At 47.4% G+C, this 23,140-nt stretch carries 22 protein-coding genes and 1 tRNA gene; 18 read left to right on the top strand and 5 right to left on the bottom strand.

Features of this window, described 5'->3' with window-relative positions:
* Positions 1 to 42: 42 nt before the first annotated feature.
* Complete coding sequence (gene pepD / locus C2U43_RS20820; protein WP_071444638.1) at positions 43 to 1,500, bottom strand: cytosol nonspecific dipeptidase; 1,458 nt, start codon at positions 1,498 to 1,500, stop codon at positions 43 to 45.
* Between the two features lie 261 nt (positions 1,501 to 1,761).
* On the opposite strand from pepD, the gene gpt reads away from it, so the two are divergent.
* The 3 genes from gpt to crl all read left to right on the top strand — a co-directional run bounded on the left by gpt (position 1,762) and on the right by crl (position 4,024).
* A complete protein-coding gene (gpt, locus tag C2U43_RS20815) occupies positions 1,762 to 2,220 on the top strand; it encodes a xanthine phosphoribosyltransferase (protein WP_003031380.1) in 459 nt (152 codons plus the stop codon).
* Between the two features lie 100 nt (positions 2,221 to 2,320).
* The gene (gene frsA / locus C2U43_RS20810; RefSeq protein ID WP_048214870.1) at positions 2,321 to 3,565 is read left to right on the top strand and encodes an esterase FrsA; all 1,245 of its coding nucleotides are present in this window, start codon (positions 2,321 to 2,323) and stop codon (positions 3,563 to 3,565) included.
* Positions 3,566 to 3,622: 57 nt separating this feature from the next.
* Entirely contained in the window at positions 3,623 to 4,024 is a 402-nt protein-coding gene (gene crl, locus C2U43_RS20805; protein ID WP_008783790.1) for a sigma factor-binding protein Crl, read from the top strand.
* 181 nt (positions 4,025 to 4,205) lie between these two features.
* Here crl and phoE read toward each other — a convergent pair whose 3' ends face one another.
* Complete coding sequence (gene phoE / locus C2U43_RS20800) at positions 4,206 to 5,261, bottom strand: phosphoporin PhoE (RefSeq protein WP_003830831.1); 1,056 nt, start codon at positions 5,259 to 5,261, stop codon at positions 4,206 to 4,208.
* Between the two features lie 289 nt (positions 5,262 to 5,550).
* Between phoE and proB the strand changes: the two genes are divergently transcribed.
* The 15 genes from proB to C2U43_RS29445 all read left to right on the top strand — a co-directional run bounded on the left by proB (position 5,551) and on the right by C2U43_RS29445 (position 20,681).
* Positions 5,551 to 6,654: a glutamate 5-kinase gene (gene proB, locus C2U43_RS20795; protein ID WP_003031373.1), complete on the top strand. Its 1,104-nt coding sequence runs from the start codon at positions 5,551 to 5,553 to the stop codon at positions 6,652 to 6,654.
* A gap of 11 nt (positions 6,655 to 6,665) precedes the next feature.
* On the top strand, positions 6,666 to 7,916 hold the full coding sequence (gene proA, locus C2U43_RS20790; RefSeq protein ID WP_103285732.1) for a glutamate-5-semialdehyde dehydrogenase: 1,251 nt from the start codon (positions 6,666 to 6,668) through the stop codon (positions 7,914 to 7,916).
* Between the two features lie 282 nt (positions 7,917 to 8,198).
* Positions 8,199 to 8,918, top strand: a complete 720-nt coding sequence (locus C2U43_RS20785) for a Crp/Fnr family transcriptional regulator (protein ID WP_048236043.1) — start codon at positions 8,199 to 8,201, stop codon at positions 8,916 to 8,918.
* A gap of 598 nt (positions 8,919 to 9,516) precedes the next feature.
* A complete protein-coding gene (gene ecpA, locus C2U43_RS20780) occupies positions 9,517 to 10,104 on the top strand; it encodes a common pilus major fimbrillin subunit EcpA (protein ID WP_003830835.1) in 588 nt (195 codons plus the stop codon).
* Between the two features lie 52 nt (positions 10,105 to 10,156).
* Positions 10,157 to 10,834 (top strand): hypothetical protein, encoded by a 678-nt coding sequence (locus C2U43_RS20775; protein ID WP_103285731.1) that lies wholly within the window; start codon positions 10,157 to 10,159, stop codon positions 10,832 to 10,834.
* Between the two features lie 58 nt (positions 10,835 to 10,892).
* Positions 10,893 to 13,385, top strand: a complete 2,493-nt coding sequence (locus C2U43_RS20770) for a CS1-pili formation C-terminal domain-containing protein (RefSeq protein ID WP_103285730.1) — start codon at positions 10,893 to 10,895, stop codon at positions 13,383 to 13,385.
* 10 nt (positions 13,386 to 13,395) lie between these two features.
* The gene (locus C2U43_RS20765; RefSeq protein WP_103285729.1) at positions 13,396 to 15,003 is read left to right on the top strand and encodes a fimbrial protein; all 1,608 of its coding nucleotides are present in this window, start codon (positions 13,396 to 13,398) and stop codon (positions 15,001 to 15,003) included.
* Entirely contained in the window at positions 15,000 to 15,695 is a 696-nt protein-coding gene (locus C2U43_RS20760) for a fimbria/pilus periplasmic chaperone (protein WP_048226424.1), read from the top strand. The genes C2U43_RS20765 and C2U43_RS20760 overlap by 4 nt, the downstream gene beginning before the upstream one ends.
* A gap of 638 nt (positions 15,696 to 16,333) precedes the next feature.
* Positions 16,334 to 17,659 carry an EAL domain-containing protein gene (locus tag C2U43_RS20755; RefSeq protein WP_233899552.1) on the top strand — a complete coding sequence of 442 codons (1,326 nt, stop codon included), beginning with the start codon at positions 16,334 to 16,336 and terminating at the stop codon, positions 17,657 to 17,659.
* Positions 17,660 to 18,034: 375 nt separating this feature from the next.
* Positions 18,035 to 18,388 (top strand): methyltransferase family protein, encoded by a 354-nt coding sequence (locus C2U43_RS20750; RefSeq protein ID WP_233899551.1) that lies wholly within the window; start codon positions 18,035 to 18,037, stop codon positions 18,386 to 18,388.
* A gap of 165 nt (positions 18,389 to 18,553) precedes the next feature.
* A tRNA-Thr gene (locus C2U43_RS20745) sits at positions 18,554 to 18,629 on the top strand.
* A gap of 641 nt (positions 18,630 to 19,270) precedes the next feature.
* On the top strand, positions 19,271 to 19,429 hold the full coding sequence (locus tag C2U43_RS29450; RefSeq protein ID WP_158654561.1) for a hypothetical protein: 159 nt from the start codon (positions 19,271 to 19,273) through the stop codon (positions 19,427 to 19,429).
* 111 nt (positions 19,430 to 19,540) lie between these two features.
* The gene (locus tag C2U43_RS20740) at positions 19,541 to 19,801 is read left to right on the top strand and encodes a hypothetical protein (RefSeq protein ID WP_023300783.1); all 261 of its coding nucleotides are present in this window, start codon (positions 19,541 to 19,543) and stop codon (positions 19,799 to 19,801) included.
* Between the two features lie 96 nt (positions 19,802 to 19,897).
* Complete coding sequence (locus tag C2U43_RS20735) at positions 19,898 to 20,371, top strand: DUF1643 domain-containing protein (protein ID WP_103285726.1); 474 nt, start codon at positions 19,898 to 19,900, stop codon at positions 20,369 to 20,371.
* Between the two features lie 121 nt (positions 20,372 to 20,492).
* Positions 20,493 to 20,681 (top strand): hypothetical protein, encoded by a 189-nt coding sequence (locus C2U43_RS29445; protein ID WP_139134468.1) that lies wholly within the window; start codon positions 20,493 to 20,495, stop codon positions 20,679 to 20,681.
* Between the two features lie 241 nt (positions 20,682 to 20,922).
* Here the strand turns inward: C2U43_RS29445 and C2U43_RS20720 are convergent, their stop codons facing one another.
* The 3 genes from C2U43_RS20720 to C2U43_RS20710 are packed head-to-tail and all read right to left on the bottom strand — an operon-like array spanning position 20,923 to position 21,875.
* A complete protein-coding gene (locus C2U43_RS20720) occupies positions 20,923 to 21,105 on the bottom strand; it encodes a hypothetical protein (protein WP_103285725.1) in 183 nt (60 codons plus the stop codon).
* A gap of 2 nt (positions 21,106 to 21,107) precedes the next feature.
* A complete protein-coding gene (locus tag C2U43_RS20715) occupies positions 21,108 to 21,305 on the bottom strand; it encodes a hypothetical protein (protein WP_103285724.1) in 198 nt (65 codons plus the stop codon).
* A gap of 9 nt (positions 21,306 to 21,314) precedes the next feature.
* On the bottom strand, positions 21,315 to 21,875 hold the full coding sequence (locus C2U43_RS20710) for a tyrosine-type recombinase/integrase (protein ID WP_158654559.1): 561 nt from the start codon (positions 21,873 to 21,875) through the stop codon (positions 21,315 to 21,317).
* Positions 21,876 to 23,140: the final 1,265 nt, after the last annotated feature.

Below are 23,140 nucleotides of genomic sequence, written 5' to 3'. Positions count from 1 at the left end.
GGCCAGATAAACGTAGCGTCATCCGGCATTTAGCGCAGAATCTTACTTCGCCGGAATAGACTTCAGCAGTTCAGTCAGCAGCGTCCAGTAATGGCCGACGCTTTCGATATGAACCTGCTCATCCGGGGAGTGCGGACCGGTGATAGTTGGCCCGATGGAAACCATGTCCATATCTGGATACGGTTTCTTGAACAGACCACATTCCAGACCCGCGTGGATAATCTGGATGTTCGGCGTTTTGTTGAACAGACGCTGATAGGTTTCGCGAACCAGGTGCATAACCGGGGAGTTAGCATCCGGCTGCCAGCCTGGATACGCACCTTTGGCTTCGGTTTTAGCACCAGCGAGCTTGCCCAGTGAATCCAGCATGCTTACCACGTAGTCTTTACCGCTGTCGATCAGCGAGCGAACCAGGCAGTGGATCTGTACATTATCGTCAGTCATGGTCACGACGCCGACGTTCAGAGAGGTCTCTACCACGCCTTTGGCGACGTCAGAGTTGCGGATTACGCCGTTCGGGGTGGCGTTCAGCAGACGCACAAAGCTGTCGCGAGACTGAGCGGTCAGCGCGGCTTTGTCTTGAGTTACGGCATCCAGCAGCAGAGCCAGGTTCTTCTCTTTGGCTTCCAGTTCGTTTTTCAGGATTTCCTGATAGGTGTTGACCAGCGCTTTTAACGCATCAACTTTATCTGCAGCCACGGCGAGGGTGGCAAAGGCTTCACGCGGAATCGCGTTACGCAGCGTACCGCCGTTGAAATCAACCAGACGCAGATCCAGCTCTTCAGCGTGGCCCGCCAGGAAGCGTACCAGCAGTTTGTTCGCGTTACCGAGACCCACGTGGATTTCGCCGCCGGAGTGACCGCCTTTCAGGCCTTTTAACGTCAGCTTAAAGCTCTGGAATCCAGCCGGGATTGCTTCACGGGACAGCGGCAGGTTAGAGGTAAAGTCGATACCGCCTGCGCAACCCATGTAGATCTCACCTTCTTCTTCTGAGTCGGTGTTGATCAGGATATCTGCCTGCAGCCAGTTAGCCTGCAGACCAAACGCGCCATCCATACCCGCTTCTTCGGTCATGGTCAGCAGCACTTCCAGCGGACCGTGTACTACGCTGTCATCAGCCAGAACGGCCAGCGCAGACGCCATACCGATGCCGTTATCCGCACCCAGCGTGGTGCCACGGGCTTTCACCCATTCGCCGTCAATATAAGGCTGGATAGGATCTTTAGTGAAGTCATGCACGGTGTCGTTGTTTTTCTGCGGGACCATATCCAGGTGCGCCTGCAGAACGACCGGCTTGCGGTTTTCCATGCCTGCGGTAGCGGGTTTGCGAATCAGGATATTACCGACTTGATCGCGCTCGACGTGGAAACCTTTCTCTTGGGCCCAGCTCAGAATGTGTTCAGCGAGCTGCTCTTCATGATAGGACGGATGAGGAATAGAACAGATTTTGGCAAAAATATCCCATAGCGGTTGCGGGGATAATTGAGACAGTTCAGACACGTTGAGTCTCCTTGGCGATGTCCTACAAAACTTGCTTGCAGGCCACGGGGTTAGCAGAATTAAAAACACCACAAGTCAGGCTTGCGCGATGCGATTGAGAATACCACTTTCTCCGCTGACGGCTAGCATAAAGCATGCAAAAAGAGGCGCGGATTCCGCGAAACACTGGTTTTTAGTGCGTCAGATCTCTATAATCTCGCGCAACCTATTTCCCCCTCGAACACTTTTTAAGCCGTAGATAAACAGGCTGGGACACTTCACATGAGCGAAAAATACGTCGTCACCTGGGACATGTTGCAGATCCATGCACGTAAACTGGCAAGCCGCCTGATGCCTTCTGAACAATGGAAAGGCATTATTGCCGTTAGCCGTGGTGGTCTGGTGCCGGGCGCATTGCTGGCGCGTGAATTGGGTATTCGTCATGTCGATACCGTATGCATCTCCAGCTACGATCACGACAACCAGCGCGAACTGAAAGTGCTGAAGCGTGCCGAAGGCGACGGTGAAGGTTTCATCGTAATCGATGACCTGGTTGACACCGGTGGTACCGCCGTTGCGATCCGCGAAATGTATCCTAAAGCGCATTTCGTCACTATCTTCGCTAAGCCGGCTGGTCGCCCGCTGGTGAATGATTATGTTGTTGATATCCCTCAGGATACCTGGATTGAGCAGCCGTGGGATATGGGCGTAGTGTTCGTCCCGCCGATCTCTGGTCGCTAATCTAAAAAGTTTTCAACGCCTGGCAACTGCCGGGCGTTGTTCTTTTTGTGCTGTGTCAGGTTACACTATGCCTTAGTGAGTACTCATGGAGGCTGCAATCATGTCACAGGCTAACCTCAGCGAAGTCCTGTTTAAACCCCGCTTCAAACACCCTGAAACGTCAACACTGGTTCGTCGTTTTAATCACGGCGCGCAGCCGTCCGTACAATCTGCCCTGGATGGCAAAACCATTCCGCACTGGTATCGCATGGTGAATCGCCTGATGTGGATCTGGCGCGGCGTCGACCCGCGTGAAATCCTTGAGGTGCAGGCTCGTATCGTGATGAGCGAAGCCGAGCGTACAGATAAAGAACTCTACGATACGGTTATCGGCTATCGCGGTGGGAACTGGATCTATGAGTGGGCGAAGCAGGCGATGGACTGGCAACAGAAAGCGTCTATGGAAGAGGATCCGCAGGTGAGCGGACGCCACTGGCTGCATGCGTCTACGTTGTACAACATTGCTGCTTACCCACACCTGAAAGGCGATGAGCTGGCAGAGCAGGCACAGGCTTTGGCGAATCGCGCCTATGAAGAGGCCGCACAGCGATTGCCGGGCACGCTGCGTGAGATGGAGTTTCCCGTCGCTGGCGGTGCGCCGATCACCGGCTTCTTACATATGCCAAAAGGTGACGGTCCGTTCCCGACGGTGCTGATGTGTGGTGGTCTCGATTCCATGCAAACGGATTACTACACCCTGTATGAGCGCTATTTTGCCCCACGGGGTATAGCCATGCTGACGCTGGATATGCCGTCGGTTGGGTTCTCGTCAAAATGGAAACTGACTCAGGATTCCAGCCTGCTGCATCAGCATGTATTAAAAGCGCTGCCTAATGTTCCCTGGGTGGATCACACCCGCGTGGCTGCCTTCGGTTTCCGCTTTGGCGCTAACGTAGCGGTACGTCTGGCGTATCTGGAATCATCGCGTCTGAAGGCGGTGGCCTGTCTGGGGCCAGTGGTTCATGCGCTGCTTAGCGACCCGCAGCGTCAGGCGAGCGTCCCGGAAATGTACCTTGATGTACTGGCCAGCCGCCTGGGGATGCATGACGCTTCCGATGAAGCGCTGCGCGTTGAGCTTAATCGCTATTCATTAAAAGTGCAGGGCCTGCTGGGGCGACGCTGCCCGACGCCAATGCTCTCGGGATTCTGGAAGAACGATCCGTTTAGCCCGGAAGAAGAGTCACGTTTAATCACATCTTCATCTTCAGACGGTAAGCTACTGGAGATCCCCTTCAACCCGGTGTATCGCAATTTTGACAAAGGGTTGCAGGAAATAACCGGTTGGATCAATCAGAGATTGTGTTAAAAGTTTGCTAAATTTTAGCGATTTGGTAAAACAGGTGCTTCACCTAAGGAGATCGTAATGACGTTACCGAGTGGGCATCCGAAAAGTAGATTGATCAAGAAATTCACCGCGCTTGGCCCGTATATCCGGGAAGGGCAGTGCGAAGATAATCGATTTTTTTTCGATTGTCTGGCTGTTTGCGTCAACGTGAAACCCGCCCCTGAGAAACGCGAGTTCTGGGGCTGGTGGATGGAACTGGAGGCGCAGGAAAAACGTTTCACGTACAGCTATCAGTTTGGTTTGTTTGATAAAGACGGTAACTGGACGGCGGTGCCGGTGAAAGAGACTGAAGTGGTAGAGCGACTGGAATACACCTTACGTGAATTCCATGAAAAATTACGTGGCTTGTTGACGACGCTGAATCTGGCGCTGGAACCTGCTGACGACTTTAAGGATGAACCGGTTAAGTTAACGGCATAATGAACAGTAAAATGCCGGATGGCGGCGCAACCCCATCCGGCATTTTTTTATGCTATACCCTAAATAATTCGAGTTGCAGGAAGGCGGCGACGCAGCGAATCCCCAGGAGCGTACATAAGTACGTGACTGGGGTGAGCGAGGAAAGCCAACGCACATGCAGCTTGAAATATGACGGGTATAATTAGAACTGGTAGACCATACCGACAGCAACGATGTCATCATCGTTGATGCCCAGTTTATTATCGCTATCCAGCTGGTTGATTTTATAGTCAACAAACGCGGACATATTTTTGTTGAAATAATACGTTGCGCCCACGTCGATATAATTCACCAGGTCTTCATTGCCGACGCCTTCAATATCTTTCCCTTTAGAAAGCACATAACCCAGTGACGGACGCAGACCAAAGTCAAACTGGTACTGAACAACCGCTTCGAAGTTCTGTGTTTTATTGGCGAAGCCGCCGGAAATTGGCGTCATATTGCGTGTTTCAGAATAGAACGTCGCAATATAAATATCGTTAGCATCATATTTTAAGCCGGTTGCCCAGGCTTCAGCTTTATCACCCGTACCGCGAGTTTGCAGATTCTGCTGGTTGGTACGATCGGAGTTGGTATAAGCGCCGCTCACCGCGAAATCGCTGCCGCCAAAGTCATAGGTAACAGAAGTACCAAAACCGTCGCCGTTCTGTTTTTTCACATCGCGATCCTGGTTTTTACCCTGGTATTGCAGGGTCAGATCCAGGCCATCCACGACGCCGAAGAAGTCGGTGTTACGGTAAGTTGCCAGACCGCTGGCGCGTTTGGTCATAAAGTTATCGGTCTGTGCGGAGGAGTCGCCACCAAATTCCGGGAACATATCGGTCCAGGCTTCCACATCATACAGCGCGCCCAGGTTACGACCATAATCAAACGAGCCAAAATCTTTTAATTTCACACCGGCGAAGGCCAGACGTGTTTTTTGTTGGTTAGAGTCGCTTTCAGCTTTATTGCCGGCAAACTCTGCTTCCCAACGACCATAACCGGTTAGTTGATCGTTAATTTGCGTTTCACCTTTAAAACCTAAACGGATATAGCTTTGGTCACCATCTTTGCTGTCATAATCCGTCATGTAATGCATGGCTTTTACTTTGCCGTACAAATCCAGCTTATTACCGTTCTTGTTATACACTTCCGCTGCCTGTACGGATGCCGACGCAACAATTCCCATCACCACTAATGCCAGAGTGCTCTTTTTCATTTTCATTCCTGATTAAAAGTACGCGCTAATATTCACTGGGTGTGATCCCCGTTAAAAGACAGGAGGGTTTTTAACGTCTGGCAATGAACGTTTTATGACAAAGTAAGAATATTTTTAAAAAAGGATGTTTTTTTGTTTCTGTAATAAATGCGTCAAAATCTGCCGCTACGCTTGCTGATCCTGCGCAATAAAATTTCATGCTTTGTGCGCTGGCTGTTGGCAACCGGGGCCAGTCCTGCTAAAACGTTCGTTTGATATCATTTTCCCCAATTTTGAATGGCAGAGAATCATGAGTGACAGCCAGACGCTGGTGGTAAAACTTGGCACCAGTGTGTTAACGGGCGGATCCCGCCGCCTGAACCGCGCCCACATCGTAGAACTGGTTCGCCAGTGCGCGCAGCTCCATGCCGCAGGGCATCGTATTGTTATCGTTACCTCTGGTGCGATTGCCGCCGGACGTGAGCATCTTGGTTACCCGGAGCTCCCGGCAACGATAGCTTCGAAACAGCTGTTGGCGGCGGTCGGGCAGAGCCGACTGATTCAACTGTGGGAACAGCTGTTCTCGATTTACGGTATTCATATCGGGCAGATGCTGCTGACGCGTGCAGATATGGAAGACAGAGAGCGCTTCCTCAACGCCCGCGATACGCTCCGCGCGCTGCTGGATAACAACATTGTTCCTGTCATTAATGAGAATGACGCCGTAGCGACCGCCGAGATTAAAGTCGGCGATAACGACAACCTCTCCGCGCTGGCGGCAATTCTGGCTGGAGCCGATAAGCTGCTGCTGTTGACCGATCAGCAGGGGCTGTTCACCGCCGATCCACGCACCAACCCGCAGGCTGAGCTGATTAAAGACGTGCACGGCATTGATGATGCGCTGCGCGCCATTGCCGGGGATAGCGTCTCAGGTCTGGGAACCGGCGGCATGGGCACAAAACTGCAGGCCGCCGATGTCGCATGCCGCGCCGGGATTGACACCATTATTGCCGCAGGCAGCAAGCCGGGCGTGATTGGCGACGTGATGGAAGGCGTTTCCGTTGGGACGCGTTTTCATGCTCAAGCCTCTCCGCTGGAGAACCGTAAACGCTGGATCTTTGGCGCGCCGCCTGCCGGAGAGATTACCGTCGATGAGGGCGCGACCGCAGCAATTCTGGAACGCGGCAGCTCATTACTGCCAAAAGGCATTAAAAGCGTGACAGGTAACTTTTCTCGTGGTGAGGTGATCCGCATCTGCAATCTCGAAGGGCGCGATATTGCCCACGGCGTCACCCGCTATAACAGCGACGCGCTGCGCCGTATTGCCGGACACCACTCACAACAGATCGACACCATCCTGGGCTATGAATACGGTCCGGTTGCTGTCCATCGCGACGACATGATCACCCGTTAAGGAACAGGCATATGCTGGAACAAATGGGCATTGCTGCCAAAGCCGCGTCATACAAGCTGGCGCTGCTCTCCAGTCGCGAAAAAAATCGCGTACTGGAAACCATTGCTGATGAGCTGGAAGCGCAAACGGAAAGCATCCTCAGCGCGAACGTACAAGATGTTGAGCAGGCGCGAGCCAACGGCCTGAGCGAAGCGATGCTCGACCGCCTGGCGCTGACGCCGGCGCGTCTGAAAGCGATTGCTGACGATGTGCGCCAGGTCTGTAATCTTGCCGACCCGGTAGGGCAGGTGATTGACGGCGGCCTGCTGGATAGCGGTCTGCGTCTGGAGCGTCGTCGCGTCCCGCTGGGCGTGATTGGCGTGATTTATGAAGCGCGTCCAAACGTCACCGTTGACGTTGCCTCACTGTGCCTGAAAACCGGCAATGCGGTGATTCTGCGCGGTGGGAAAGAGACCTACCGGACCAACGCCGCCACCGTGGCTGTTATCCAAAAGGCGCTGGAAGCCTGCGGTTTACCCGCGGCTGCCGTACAGTCAATTGATAACCCGGACCGCGCGCTGGTCGCTGAAATGCTGCGGATGGATAAGTACATCGATATGCTGATCCCTCGCGGTGGCGCGGGTCTGCATAAGCTGTGCCGTGAGCAGTCGACCATCCCGGTCATCACCGGCGGTATTGGCGTATGCCATATTTATGTTGATGATACCGCGGAGATCGCCCCGGCCCTGAAGATTATCGTTAACGCCAAAACCCAGCGTCCAAGCACCTGTAACACTGTAGAAACTCTGCTGGTGCATCAGGATATTGCTGAGCGTTTCCTGCCTGCGTTAAGCCAAAAGATGGCGGATAGCGGTGTTACGCTGCACGGTGATGAAATTGTGATGCAGGTTCTGCATGGCCCTGCCAAACTGGTGCCACTAAAACCGGAAGAGCTGGATAACGAGTTTCTGTCTCTGGATCTGAACGTTGTGGTGGTCGAAAATATGGATGGTGCTATCGCCCATATTCGCGAACACGGTACCCAGCACTCGGACGCCATACTGACGCGCACGCTCAGCAACGCCAACCGTTTCGTGAATGAAGTGGACTCTTCTGCCGTGTATGTAAACGCCTCTACTCGTTTTACCGATGGCGGCCAGTTCGGACTGGGTGCGGAAGTGGCGGTGAGCACGCAAAAACTGCACGCACGTGGCCCAATGGGACTGGAAGCACTGACCACATATAAGTGGGTTGGCTTCGGTGACGACACGGTCCGGGCGTAATTGAAAACGGGCGATGCCATAATAGCGCTCTTAATTTTAAAGCTATTAAGGCATCTCCCGCTTAATTCTAACCTTCACTTCGCTGCCGCATTTATTTTTCTATCCTGCGTTTTAACATCATCCGCATCAGTCTGTTTTTGACCTATGCTCTCACCAGCGCCCGAAAGGCGACGTATCACAGAATTTTCCCTTCCTGCATGAATTTTCCTGGTCTTCGTTTCACGTATTGTTCCCATGGCCCGATCTATTAGAATCAATCTCATTTTTATGAGGAGTTGTTGCGTGAAATCGGATATTCACAAACTTAGCATTCCTGTTGTGCCGCTTGGCAACCCGTTTCCTCCCCGTCATTGTTCGCTGTGCCCAAAGGGAGCGGCGATTGACCGTGATAATCAATACAAATTAATAGACAAAAGAAGGCGGTTTAAAGCTGGGGAGATACTCGCTCGGCAGGATGAAACCGCGGAGATGCTTTTTGTTATCCATGAGGGGTACTGCAAGTCCAGCGTGGAATGTGGCGATAACGTTTATATCAGCCGCTTTTATGTTCCGGGAGATATCATGGCGCTGGATGCTGTCGAAGGAGGGAAGTATCTGACAACTATCCAGGCCGCAACGGCTGCAGAGGTTTGCCACATTGATATTGCGCGGTTGTTCAAGGTAGCAGAGAAGGAGCCTTCGGTTGCTGCTGCAGTCATAAAGTTTCTCTGCAGGGACAATGGATTCATTGTTGAAAAACTGCGGCGCTATGCGAATAAACATGCTGAGGCCAGGATCGCGGCTTTCCTGGTGGAATTTTACGAGATGCATTTGCGCATCGGCAGGCCAGAAACGACGCTTCGCTTGCCATTTTCTCGGGAGGAAATTGCCAGTTATCTCGATCTTAAAATTGAAACCGTTAGCCGCTCATTAAAATCACTTGAACAGCAGAATTTGATTACCTTACATAGGGTACGTACCGTAACTATTAATAGTTATCTTGGTTTAAAACGTTTTATCTAATTTTCTATTTAACGATAATCATTATCTCTCCTGATAAGCCAGGAATATTCATTTTATATGGAAAATTCCTGGTTTTAATTTTGTCAAATAATTATCAATTAGAATGTGGTTTCTGTAGGTGAATGATTTTTTTATAAGAATATTCCCTCGCAAATGGATATATCATGAGAATTTTCTTGCGGCGTTAAAAATTTAGCATAATTGCAACAAATAATAAGCATTATAGAGAAACTATGGAGGTGTTAATTATCTTTATGTTTTGTAAGGGTTTTGCTCTCGTGGTATTTGTATGATCTTTTTGATATTTATCAAAAACATAAAAAAGATGAATTGTTTGATTTGTCTTATTTATTTGGGTGATAGTTCTGAGTCATGGTGTTATTTAAGTAAATTAAACTTAGGAAACTTCTTATATTATCGTTTTAGTGGGAAAATTCTTAGTCTTTTTGTAATTTTTGCGTTTCAGGGTTTGTTGAGATGTTACTTAATTCAAATGATAATTTTTGGGCGCGGCAATTATGGCTCGCAATTAATGGAACCGCTGGAGTGACTTAATAATAAGACTCGGTGGTGAGTTTGTTCTTAGGAGAAGATAAAAATGAAAAAATTATTATTAGTGACCTCTCTAGCGTCTGTATTTGTTGCGGCAAATGCAATGGCAGATGTCACTGCTTCTGCAACGGCCTCGTGGGACGCGACGGCAACAAAAGATACCACCAGCATGTTGGTCGTCACTCCGCTAAACTCTTTGACTTTCCAGTATGCGGAAGGTCTGAATGGCTTCAACTCCCAGGATGGCGCGTTTGATGTGACTATTCAGGGCCAGGAAACGGCAACTGATTTTGAACTGACCGCTCAGATTATTAGCAATACTCTGACCAACGCCAGTGGCGATGCGTCTACCCTGAACGTAGGGGTGGCATGGAATGGCACCGCGTTGACTAATTCATCAGATACTGTCCTGGTAAATTCCAGCTCGACTTCTGGTCTTGAAAGCCTGATGGCTGATGGCGCTTACAACGGTGCTGACCGCGTCAGCGATCAATCCAACTTCAAATTCACCATTGCGTCTGCGACTTCTGATGGTAGCACTCCGGTAACGGATTACTCTGCACTGCCAGACGGCTATTGGACTGGGGATGTAAAAGTACAGTTCAATGCAACCTGGACGACTCCGTCCGCCTAAGAAATAAAAGTTCGGGAGGAGAACTTCTCCCGAACTTATCAGGAATGGTGTCATGAATAAATATTTACCGGCAGCAATGTTGGTAGGGTTGGTAATATCTTTTTCCAGCTGGGCAATTAACGTCGGTGATATCACGTCGATAATGACTTCTACTGAGAGTTCATTATCGAAAGAAATCACTAATACGACAGATTCGGCTCGTTATGTCAGCGTATCGGTAAAACAACTGTCATCACCCTTAGCGGGCGGAGTCGAAATAAAACCCGTTAATTCCGGGGGATTACTCTCTACGCCTGCCAATCTAATTCTGCCTGGTCAGGCAAAGGATGTTTTTCGCTTCTTTTATAAAGGGCCAGCTGATGATGTCGAGCGTTATTATCGTCTGCAATGGATAGATGAGCCGGTCACCGAGAGCGCGGAAACCCGGGCCAATAAATTCGCTGTTGCGACAGCGTCAGCAGAAATTGGAACGATTTTGGTTGTTGCGCCGCGAAAAGAGCGTTTTGAATATAATCGTAATGGTGATGTTATTAGCAATACTGGCAATGTTTCATTTCGAGTAATCGCCTATGGGGCTTGCAAAGATAATGCTCGCGATCAGGGGCGGGGCTGTCGTGAACGTTATTACATTATGCCAGGTACAAAAATAAAACTGCAGTTCACCGACATTAGTAATAGCCGCTCACGCATTGGGATCTGGCACGGTAAGCAGTTTATTACAGTGAAGTGATGGTCAATAGCAGCCATCTGTACGGGAAAAATAAAAATACCGGATTGTAAGGATGCATATGACAACAACATATATTGTTGGCGGTAGCATTTGTCTTTTTCTTGCGCTGACACCAGGAACTTCACATGCAGCCCCAGTAAAAGTGGGTAATTACGTTATTCCCAGCGCTTTCGCTCGTTCACTGGAGCAGGGAATGACGGTGCCGGTTTATATCCGTTACAACGAGACTGATGAGAAAAGTCAGCAAAAAATTGCCGATGCGGTGATTTCGCTTGTTGATGGCAATATTACAGTTAAAGCACTGACTCTTGCTGAATTGCCCAATAATGCTGTGTTATCCGAGAAAACCCGCGCGTTAGTGGAAAAAATCCGTGATGTAAAGTTTCACGATAATACGAATATTGAACTGTCAGATGATGCTCGACTGCAACTTAATGTCTCATCATTTCACCTGGAGATGATTGTCAGCAAAGATGCGTTAACTGAAGCGATTGTCGCGCGCAGTAGCTTGCTTGGACCTTCCAGCGTTGAAACTCTGTCTAACGTCCTGAACTACAACTTTGGTACCTACTATAACGATTACCGAAATGGCAGCAGTACCCGCAGCTATCTGACGATGGACAATACAACATCGCTGCGGGAGCACCACATTAATGTTAACGGTTCGTTTTACGGTATCGGTGACAGCAATGGTACCAGTAAACTTTATCGTGCGATGTATGAGCGCGATTATGAAGGGTATCGACTGGCGCTGGGGATGCTTGATACATGGAATGTCCAGTCTATTGCCAGCCTGAATGCGCTGAATGGTGGGAAAATTTACGGTGTGAGCTACGGGAACAAAGGAAGTACGGTTGTTGAGAATACCGCGCTTTCACTCACGCCGATTACCGTATTTTTGCCAGCCGCTGGTGAGGTTCATGTCTTCCGCGATGGACGTTTGCTCAGCGTGCAGAACTTTAATATGGGCAGCTATGAAATTGATACCAGTCGCTTTCCGTATGGTGTTTACGACGTCACGGTAGATATCGTGGTCAATGGGCGGACAATTAATAGTCGTGTCAGCCGGGTTAATAAGATCTTTGATCGCCAACAAGCTGCCGGAGTTCATCAGCTCTCATGGCAGTTTTTTGGTGGTTCGCTGGATTATGATCGGGTGAGCTATAAGCGTAACCACTATCAGGATTTGGGTAGTGAGCAGACCTGGATTGCCGGGGGGGCCGCATCGGTGACGCTGGCGATATTGTCGGGGCTGGGCCTGAAGTCCACGCTCTACGGTTTTGACAACAATGCTGTTAATGAAACGGATGTCACGCTGAATGTGAATGAATACGTCAGTATTGGCAATCAGATGTTGGTAGCGAACGATTCATCATGGCGAAACATCAGTAACATTAATCTCAATGTCCCTGAGGGATATGGTTCCCTTTGGGCATCTCGTGAAGACAGTAAAATTGGCGATCGCTTGCCTATGCAGGAGCGTGATAACTATTCCATTGGCGGAACTCTTAACCTCGGAAAGTTTATTCCTCATGGTGGTTCACTCACTGTTAGTCAGACGGAGAATCGTTACTCAGGCAATAAATACCGTAATCTTGATTACAACACGACTCTCTATTCGGGAAGGTATGCCACGATTGGGTTACGTGCAGGAATTCAGCGTTATTACTACAACAACCGAAATGACGATGGGCGACAGGAACGTTATGTCAGCCTGGACTTATCGTTGCCGTTGGCGACCTGGTTGAGCATGGGCGTCTCCCGAGATCGCTATGGCAGCACCCAGGGTAATCTCAGTGCACGAAAACAGTATGCTGAAGGGCCGATTAAATCGGTCGGATTATCGGCATCAACGCGTCTGAGTGGTGAACAGTATTACGACAATAATTATTCGGTAAACGGCAATCTAAGTTATGACACGAAATATAACGCTGGCACCGTATCGGTAACGCGTTCTGCTGACAACTCCACCAATATGAACTTCTCTTCCCAGGGTTCTCTGGCATGGGCAGGTAAAGACTTTGGTCTGAGTAAAGAGAGACAGCGTTCTGGCGTTATCGTAAAAACAGATTTGACCGGCGAGGGGAAACTGGCTGCGAAGATTAATAACCGCAATTATCTTCTTAGCGGTAAATCAAATTTTATTGCGTTGCCGCCTTATGCTCAGTACAAGCTGGAGATCCTTAATGATAAAAATTCTGAAGACAGCTTCGATATTGTTTCAGGGCGAAAACAGGAACTGACGCTTTATCCGGGCAACGTTGGCGTTATCAACCCTGAAGTGAAAAGCATGGTCACCGTATTCGGTCGCATTCGTTATCCCGATGGACAGTTGGCTGCAAATACCGATATTCATAACCACATCGGTAAAACACGTACGGATGCAAAAGGTGAGTTTGCTATCGATATTGATAAAAAGTATCCGGTTATTACGTTAATTTCTGCCAGTGGCAGGGTATGTGAAGCCGATCTGGATCTGGAAAAAGCACGCGGCGCGGCGTGGGTTGGCGATGTGAAATGTGCAACGCAAACCACGATGGCACAACGATAAGGTATTAATAATGAATAAATCTCTTTCCCTTATTCTCGGCTGTGTCTTTGCCGCGTTATCTCCATCCGCCTGGGCGCTCTCGGCTTCCACTCAGGCGGCGGTCAACAACAACTATTTGTTTATAGAAAACAATGTTGATAACGAATACTTTATTACCCCGTCCTCTCTCGATCCTCGCATTAGTGGGTCGAACACCTGGGTAAAATATGGAAACGACCAGGATAGCCTGGGATATATGGGTATCGTTGGTTGGGTAGCCAATACCTCATATTATAAAGATATGTGGATTGATAATTCGCCAATCAGTGAACCATTCCGGGGTATTCGTTGCACCACTGGTGCTAATTGCCCTGCATCTGGCTATATTGCTGCCGAGCTAACCGATCAATTTGGTTTTTATCACACCAAAGCAACCGGATCCGGAATCGCCGGTGGATACTATGGTTTTGCATCGCTGACAGACTCGGCGTATGAATACTTCCGCAATATGTCGGTCGGAAGCGCAGAGACATATAACCTTAATTTTTGTCGAACCACGATTGACTATGATTATGCGGCTGGGCAACGTTGTAAAGACCAGAGCAGCGGTAATTGGTATATCAGACCTTATACATTAAATAAAATAGGTCATTTATCTTTGGTTTCTACCAATGCATTTCAGGAGTTATGGGTTGCCAGTGATGGCACCCCGAGCATCACTAAAGACAGTGGTTATTGTGAGCTGGGTGTGGTCAGTCGTGAAGATGGCGTTATCTGTAAGATGATTTCATATAATTTAAATCAAACCAGCAATCTGACGGCTTCACTACGTATTCGTATGTACGCGGATAGCGGTTTGCTCGGTTTTACGCCTGCGGCTGCCACAATAAAATATTCTGGTGATGGTCAAACCTGGACTAACTTTAGCTCGACGTCGGTTTATTATAATGTTTTTAGTAATAGTGGTGAGTATGTCTATGTTTTTCTGTCGAAAACATTCCTGAAAAATATGGTGGATCGTGGCGTCAGTATCACAAACAGCCAACCATTTACATTTGCTTTTACAAATAGCGTGACGCCAGAGTCGGGGTATTACCAGTTTACTCCTTCGCTACAGCTCAATATTGTTCCAAAGGAATATGGGATCAGTATTATCTCATCGGATAACAGCACCTCGGCAAGCGGCAGCGGCACAATTGGCGAGACCGCTCCGATTGAGATGGATTACACCGTGACGGTCTCGGGGCCTCGTCAGGCTGATAGCATTACCGCACAAGTTATTGGGGAAAGTACGACGATAAACAATGTGCCTTATTGCCTGTTCACCTCTACGCAAGGTGGGTTATCTGTCCCCATTCCCGCCTTCCTTCAGTACAACAGTCAGTCGGGTGGCGTGGTACAGAAACGAAATAGTTGTAGTGAAGCGGCAATCAGCATGAGAGATGCGCAATGGCAACAGACGCCCTGGGACGCAAATAATACAGATGATGGAAGCTACTTTGCGACTGATTTAAAATTGCTTTTCCCAATGAATGATTCGCGTTCGATGTTGACCGTTTCCGGTGCGGATTGGGAAGGTGTTGTCAGTGCCAGCGGAGAGATAAAAGTGACGGCGAACTGGGTGGGAGTGACGCCATGAGCCACTGTCGTTTGGCGCTAAGATGGATATTGGCCTTGCTTTCCGGGCTGGCGGTGTTCTCCGCACAGGCCGTCTACCTGGAGTCGACTATTTATGAGATGCCATCGGATAAATCATTTATCAGTAAACGAATCTATAACGATAGCCAGAAACAGAACGTGTACAGTATTAGCGCAGTTAAAATAGATAAACCGGGACCGGGAGGTGAAAACAGAAGTGCTATTGCCGAAGGCGAACTTTTGTTTACTCCGCTCCGTTTTTCACTGGCACCGCAGGCAAGTGAGTTTTTTAAGATTTTCTATCGTGGCCCGCAGGATGATAAAGAACGCTATTACCGAATACTGTTTCGTGAAATGCCGATAACGCTGTTTACCGAGCGTAATCAAGGGAAAGGCGGACAGGCTCTCCCGGTGATCGCTATGGATACCATATTGGTCGTTCGTCCGAGGAAAATGAACCTGGCCTACACCATTGATGAGATAAACGGGACGTTGAAAAACACAGGGAATACTTTTTTCAAAATTATCGTACACCAGGGGTGTCACTCAACTGATGATGAAGCCACCATGCGTTATGTGTTACCGGGGGAGACCTGGCATAGTAGTGAGTTGAAAACAAAAAACCGGAAATTTATCGTAGCGTTGCAGAAATACCTACCCGTTGGTCAGGGTTGCTTAAAACTTAATCATTAGGGGGGTGGGTCTGAACCAATATGCCCTGATTATATATTGAACCTATACTGTCACTCGCTATAGAAAATGTAGCAATAAATTTAGAGTCGATGAAACAATATGTCGTGCATATTGCCGGAAATGTTTATGAATACAAGATCTACGACATCCTCTCTTAGTTTGTCGGTCAGCATAAACTACGGTAATATGTTATTCTGTTGGCCATTGTAGTTATATGTTTTGTAAATTTTGTATTTATAGCTTTTTGTTTTGTAATGAAGTGAAAGTGAGTAAAGGGATTTGTACTGATTAAGAAATGGAGTTTTTTCTTTTTCAATTTTTAAATGGAACTTACGGTGTGATGAGAATACTCATATGGATAACTGTGATTATAAATTCTGAATTTACGTGATATGGCTTATGGATAAAGTTATATCACGAATCGCCTTATGATTATTGGAGGTCGAAGGTGTTGTATATTCTCTCGTGAATAGAGCGAGGGACCTGCTATGCCATAAATTTAAGTTGGTGATAACTATGAATACGAAAAAATTTTTCTGCTCAGTTATGATACTTTCCTTTTTTCAGGAATAAAAGCATGGTTACCAAATCTGGTATTGATCGATGCACGGACATTTATTTCTGGCACGCAGTCAGTTATGTCGCAATATCCGTCCTGCTTGCTGGTGATCGATAACCGGTTGCCATTATTATTGGTCAAAAAATGGCTTCAGAGAAACAGTACACAGTTCATCAACATACACTGTATTGTTCTGCGGATGTGCGAAACCCTGCCTGTTAATCGGGGATATGAAGACTATTCCTTTATCAATGGGGGGGAATTGTCGGAGCAGTTGATCGCTCAATTAAAAGAGAGTCTATTGGCACCTAACAAAGTTGTGGAGGTCAATAAAGATTCACCGATGTTTACTTTTAACTTGACTGAATTTGAAGAAGAAATGCTGTATTCATCATTCACAAAAGAAAAACTGCATGATTTCTGTATTGCTAATTCGCTAACAATTAAGTCAGTGTATCGATATCGGGATAAAATTACTGCTCGCCTCGGCTTTTCCAATTTTAATGAAACTGTTATCTTTTTAACCCGAAATAATTTATTAAATGAAAGCTCTATAATCAATAATAATGTGAATAGGGATGCAGTTTACACTGACGCATATGATGTTTCGGATACTAGTAGACTGAGTATGGCAATAAGGAATGAGGAGATCATTCCTTATTTTCAGCCCATCGTGAATATCAGGGGCGATGTTTGTGGTGTTGAGGTCTTGGCTCGTTGGCCACAGGGACATAACTATGCTATTTCTCAGCGAGAGTTTATTCCATTGGCTGAAAAAAGTGGCTTAATCAATGAGTTAACTAGCTATTTAATGACCGCTGTTGCGCGCAATCTGGTCTCTGGAGGCGCAAGCATTAATAAAACTCTGTTCGTTTCTTTTAATGTCAGTCCGTCAGGTTTAAATAATCCCGTATTCTATTGGGAATGCCTTAATTTTATGGAGATAACGCAAGGTCTGCCGATAAAATTGATGATAGAGATAACAGAGAACCAGACGTTCACGATCACGCCTGCAATCAAAGAGCTTATTCGTTCGTTACGAAATAAAGGTGTTTTGTTCGCTTTGGATGATTTTGGTACTGGATACGCTAATCTCTGCTATCTCAATGAGTTAGACCTGGATGTAATCAAAATTGATAAAAGCTTCATTAAGGAAATTAAAGAGGCTGATCAATATATCCCTATGCTCGAGTCAATTACTCACCTTTCAGGACTTATGGGGTTACGTACGGTGGCTGAGGGCGTTGAAAATGACTATCAGCAACAATGGCTGGGAAAAAATAATGTTGACTATCTGCAAGGGTATCAGTTTCTACCGCCAGTGACATTTAATGATTTTATCCGGTATTACCAGCAGTCTGTAGATTTGTTTGAATCAGCGTCGGATTCACCTTTATCTACGTAATTCATTTTTGACACGGTTTTTACATTTGAAGGGTAAACCTTTAAACGAGTATGTGCTCTGAGCTGACATGGCCTGCAGCATGATTTTTTCCTGAACACCAGGGGCAGACGCCTCTGGTATGGGCGTCTTTGCATCGCTGCCTGTCTGCCTGGTTAAGTAAAAAGTCCTATAGTGAGGTGTGCACCGTTTGTTTATGTATCTTAAACGGGGTATTTATAGTGATATCAGCGTTAATCAAACCGCTTCCGAGGTTAGTCCATAGCCATGCGTCATTTCCTGCAAAAATTAAGAGTCTGGCTTCCACCACCACTCATCCTATTATTATTCCTCATCGCGGATGCGTTTACGGCGAGCCCGCGTTTCACATTTGGCGCGGTGACTATCGTAATAAGTGCATTGTTGGCTAGCGTCAGTCTGGCGATGATACTGCATACCGCGTGGCAGATGCGGAAGAAACGTACGACGCTAAACCCACTGCATGCAGAGAAATCGACCACGCTTGTTACTGGCGGATGTTATGCCTGGAGCCGCAATCCAATCTATCTTGGAATGAGTGGACTCCAGTTAGCTTTTTCTCTCTACGTTGGTAGCCTGATTGGAATATTGGCTGCACCGCTGTTTATACTGGTGGTTGCCAGATTACATATTGACTTTGAAGAGGAACAACTGCGAAAACATTTCGGGCCGGAATGGATACGCTATGAGCAGCGTGTTCGCCGCTGGTTATAGAATACCCTTGCCGCGTACCAGGACACCTGTGACGACACGATTCGTGCGTTATTGAAACCGGATGATGCAAAATTAGGCGTTTGATTCGCAAGGCCATTGACGCATCGCCCGGTTAGTTTTAACCTTCTACCCCGTGTTCACATTCGTGGGCATGTCCTTATCAGGGCCGATATAGCTCAGTTGGTAGAGCAGCGCATTCGTAATGCGAAGGTCGTAGGTTCGACTCCTATTATCGGCACCATTCTAACAAAATCAAAGGCTTACGTGATTTTCCCCGCCACTTTTGATTTTGCCTTAACACGTCTAAACGCCTGTGTGATGTATGGGCGGTTATCAGTATACATTGCATGGGCAGGTGTGCGAAGCGTCCAACCTGTAGAAGCATGTGAATCTTGCATGACCAGCATCACTTGCTTTGTAAAACTGAATCGTGCTAACAGGGCAGCCAGGCCCACACAACATGATAACGAAGCTGTAACGTGATCCCCTTCGTGCGGGGGCTACTTGATCATTCTTGCTGTGAAGCAACGCGAAGATCAGGCAGTTCATAACAGATCCATTCGTAAGCCCCTGGGCTTTGTGTGGAGCTGTGATGGATGGATAAACAGGCGTAAATGATGGGACACTAACCGGATCGGGAAAGAATCCGGCTCTGCCACGGTAGCGATCACCGGAACACAACGATCACCTGATAAATCACGTTATTGATACATTGCCGAATCTTCTAACGAAGTCGCTACGCTCCCCGTTTTCTTATGTGCCCATCACGGCACGTAAAGGTGGGGTATTACCCAAAGGTTTTGTATTTGTCATTGTTCCTCAATCCGCGATAGCCTCCAATCTATTGATCAGCATGGAAAATTAACAAATCAAGGTGAGAGCATGGTAAACATGACCAAAAGCGCCGCGACAAAGCGCAACAACCGTAAGATTCACGCTCGTAAATTCCTGGCAACGCCGGAAGGGAAAGCCTGGCTTGCTAAGAAACAGGAAGAGCGAGAGGAAATCAAATTAGCACGAGCAGCTAACGCCATGTTTTAAGACTGGCACCAACGAGGCCTTATGGCTGCTATTGCCTGAAATCTGTTAGTTGCACATTTTAAGTTTGCTGGATAACCTGAGAATAATCTTAACTATCAGAGCGAAGAAGCTATGCAGATCACTGTCACATCCCAGAACGTGGACACGCATAAGAAAAAGATAGAGCGTGACGGCCTCAAAGGGATTACCTACTTCATACAAATGGCAAACAGTGTGCGCGTTACTGCATCCCAGGATCATCAAGCAATAGTGCAAGGCGTTTTAGGGAAACCTGATAGCGATAACCATCATCAATTATCATCTTATTGGACATGGAATGATGTGGACGCCGTAAAGCTGGTTGATGTGCTGTACGCAGTCGCTAACGCATGAAGCCGTCGGAAGTTTCTTGTTTTAACGGAAGTCTAGCGCTTAGCAACTTGATAAACCTGTTATGGGTAATAGAGCCACTCAAACGAAGGTTTTCAAATGGAAATGTTAAAAAGTGCGGTGTTCTCAGATTGTAAGCAGTATCGCTATTCAATAACCAGGACCTGGGATGAAATAAAGCCCTATGTGGTCTTTATAGGTCTGAACCCTTCTTATGCTGATGCTGAACAAGATGATCCTACGCTTGGGCGTTGTATCTCGTTTGCTCAGGGGTGGGGAATGGGGGGAGTACGTATTGTTAACCTCTTTGCATTCGTACATACAAACCGCTTCGAGATGATGAAAGTTGCTGATCCGGTTGGTGCTGATAATGATCGCTACATAGTTGAAACGGTAGCTAATGCTGGCATAGTGGTTGCTGCATGGGGCAATGAGGGACGGCATTTTCAACGATCTGCTGCAATACGTGCTTTATTACCCGCTCACACTAAATGCTTTAAAATCAATGCAACAGGTGAGCCTAAACACCCCCTCTATGTACATGGTGACACAGCGCTAATTCCCTTTATTTAATTGGTAAGGTATCCGGTGAGTTTACCTATTCCGTATTGTGAAACAACGTCATTAACCCCATAATCCCTTTTAACCTTGGGTGATCTCAGGTGTTGAAACCTACTGCAATGGGAGATTAGAAATGGGTATGATTACGTGTGAAGAATGCGGGGCTGAGTACAACGAAGAAGACGGTTACTGCGTAGCTTGTGATGAGTCTACGCCACCACCAGGTGAACAGTGTGAATTTTGCGATAACCCTGCAACCTCTTATGTACAAGATCATCCGGTGTGTGATGATTGTTTTGATGATGCCTATCCTGTTGATTGATAGTTTCTCTAACAAAAAAGGGGGCTTTGCGCCCCCTTGTATCATCCTCTCAAAGCCTGTAGCCACATCATAAGCAAATGAAGCTTGCTGGTACTTTAACCGGTTGACCTCGTTCTACGTTGCACAGCGCGAGCGCTAACGCCATAATGTGCTGATTCGGCATCTCTAACTCTCCGTTGGGATTGTTGAATACGGCGGGGGCTGTCTTCCGGCAAGTTGCCAGCCTTCGCCACTTCTTCATTTACTGCGTGTTGATCGTGTTGATAATCCAGTCTCTCTCCTGCTGCGTTAGCTCCAGTTTGTTCACTCGTGTTAAAAATGTATTGATCACCTGAATGTCAGAATCCGTAATCCGCCTTAACAGGTCTGACGGGATACCCTTACTAACTATCGCTTTACGGTGGCTCTCGTAGTTTTTACTCATCGCTATTCCTCGAATGTTTTGGTGTACTTGCACTGTTCGGACGGTCTGATCGTCACTGTTTCTGTATAATTTGCGTTACTATAAACGCAGATCTTCGCGTTGTCTGTCTTCTGTTCGTCAGTCAAAGTTAATGTGATGCGCCCAGCGTGGGCGAGGGCTGGCAATAGCGCCAGCGTCAGCACCAGTAAGCTGTTTTTCATGTGTCCCCCTTATAAGTCCATCTCATTGATCACCCGGCTAACGGCTTGCTTGTCTAAGTCCAGATAGCGCCTGGTGTCGGTGATGTTGCTGTGATTAAGCACGGTCATAGCGAGGGCCAGGTTATTTCCAGAGCGCTTGAAAAGCGCATTCCCCCCCGCCTTTCGAAAACTGTGTGCTGAGACAGTGCCATGAATCCCGATAGCTTTAGCGGCTTCTGCGATCTGCTTACTCACTTCTTCGCGTCGTACAGGCGCTTGCTTGTTCATTGATCGGTTACGTTGGCTCCTGAACACATGCACATCATGCGGATACTCAGCACGGCGACGAGCTATCATCTGCACCACTGGAGCCGGAAGGGTGAGGGCTTTACGCTTCCCTGTCTTCTGTTCTTCTATGTCTATCTCTCCGTTGATCACTTCGTCGAAGCGCAAAGCGACGGCATCACCCACACGTAGTACGGCGGCTTGCATCATTAACGAAACGTCAGCTATCAGGCTCTTGTTATGAGCGTTTAGCCACTCCCTGATCGCTTTAGCTTGCTGTTCGTCTAACACTACTGCTCTGTTCAATTTACTCTCCTTCAAGGTCACACATCTAAACCGATGAAATAAACATTATGATCAATTTCAGTGAGTTGCAAGATAAGTGATAAAAAATTGATCTGTGTTGTGTGTGGTTGATGGCGCGATTGTGTCCAGTGCTGAACGCGAAGATCAGGCACACCCAGATCGAAATCTGCATAATTTCAAAATATCTTCAATAAAATCAGATTGTTGGCATTTATAAACATGTGTTTGCACGTTGCCAAATCCTCAGATTGGTACGAAGAAGAGCGGCAGCACAAGAACATCACACTACAAGAGGTTGTGTGTGGTTATTGTCTATCTCATTGATTTTATGTTGGTAAATTTGATGGTGTTAGGCGAGGACGGCGCTAACCTGCCAGTATGCACGGAGTATGCAGAGTTTATTCACTTGAAACTGGTTTTATGATGAAATGATTAGAATGCTAATCAATTGACGGATTTTGGCATGAAAAAATCAGCGGCGTTTCATTTCTTGAAAAAGTCGTTAAGCATTCTCAAGCATCAGGAGGAATAGTTACGCCCACAAGATGAGGCTGTGCTATGCCAGGTGAGGCCACAGGCCGCGCCATTACTGGATTGTTGATAATTGAGGGTAAAGTGTTTTGATAGATTGAAAGGCGCTCAGAGAGCGTTACAGGCGGGTTATTTAGAATAGATTAAGCATTGCTATACCTGGGGTTTAGCGGGTATTTAGAATGTATTTAGCGTGGGATTTTTCCGGCGCTATGGGGGCGAGTATTCGCGATTAACACGCAATCATGAGTGAAACGAGGGATGTAGGGTTAATTCTCCATAAAGATTTGGTATGCGCTGATCACGCGCATGGAAGATAGCTATACAGGAGAGCGACCTTTGCACCAGATTAGATTGCTAAGAAGGTATTCTCCTGTAGAGATAACTTGTCATGTTCGCTTCACTCACTGACAAACACCAACTAAAACCCTACTAACTTAAAGTTAGTTAATTGGTTTTCTCTCTCTTGAGCTTACAACGCTCAAACATGCTTAATGTCATACATCGATCTCTATCAAACACCAACTAACAACCACCCTAATTAATTAGGCTGTCTGTTTATCTGGTGCAAGGTGTTTATGACATTATCACTAATGTGCAGATACTTTTTCATGCAACATTCACCCGCTGATCGCTGGCTCATTGTTCGCCTACACTTTCCGAAGGTATCAAAATAAATGTAAAAGGACTTATCATTTAAAATGATACCTCCTCTTACTTGATACCCTCGTAAT

Origin of the sequence: Citrobacter freundii complex sp. CFNIH9, assembly GCF_002903305.1 — a bacterium.
Lineage (GTDB): Bacteria > Pseudomonadota > Gammaproteobacteria > Enterobacterales > Enterobacteriaceae > Citrobacter > Citrobacter portucalensis.
The sequence above is the reverse complement of the archived record's forward strand: the minus strand, read 5'-3'. Positions and strand labels throughout refer to the sequence as shown.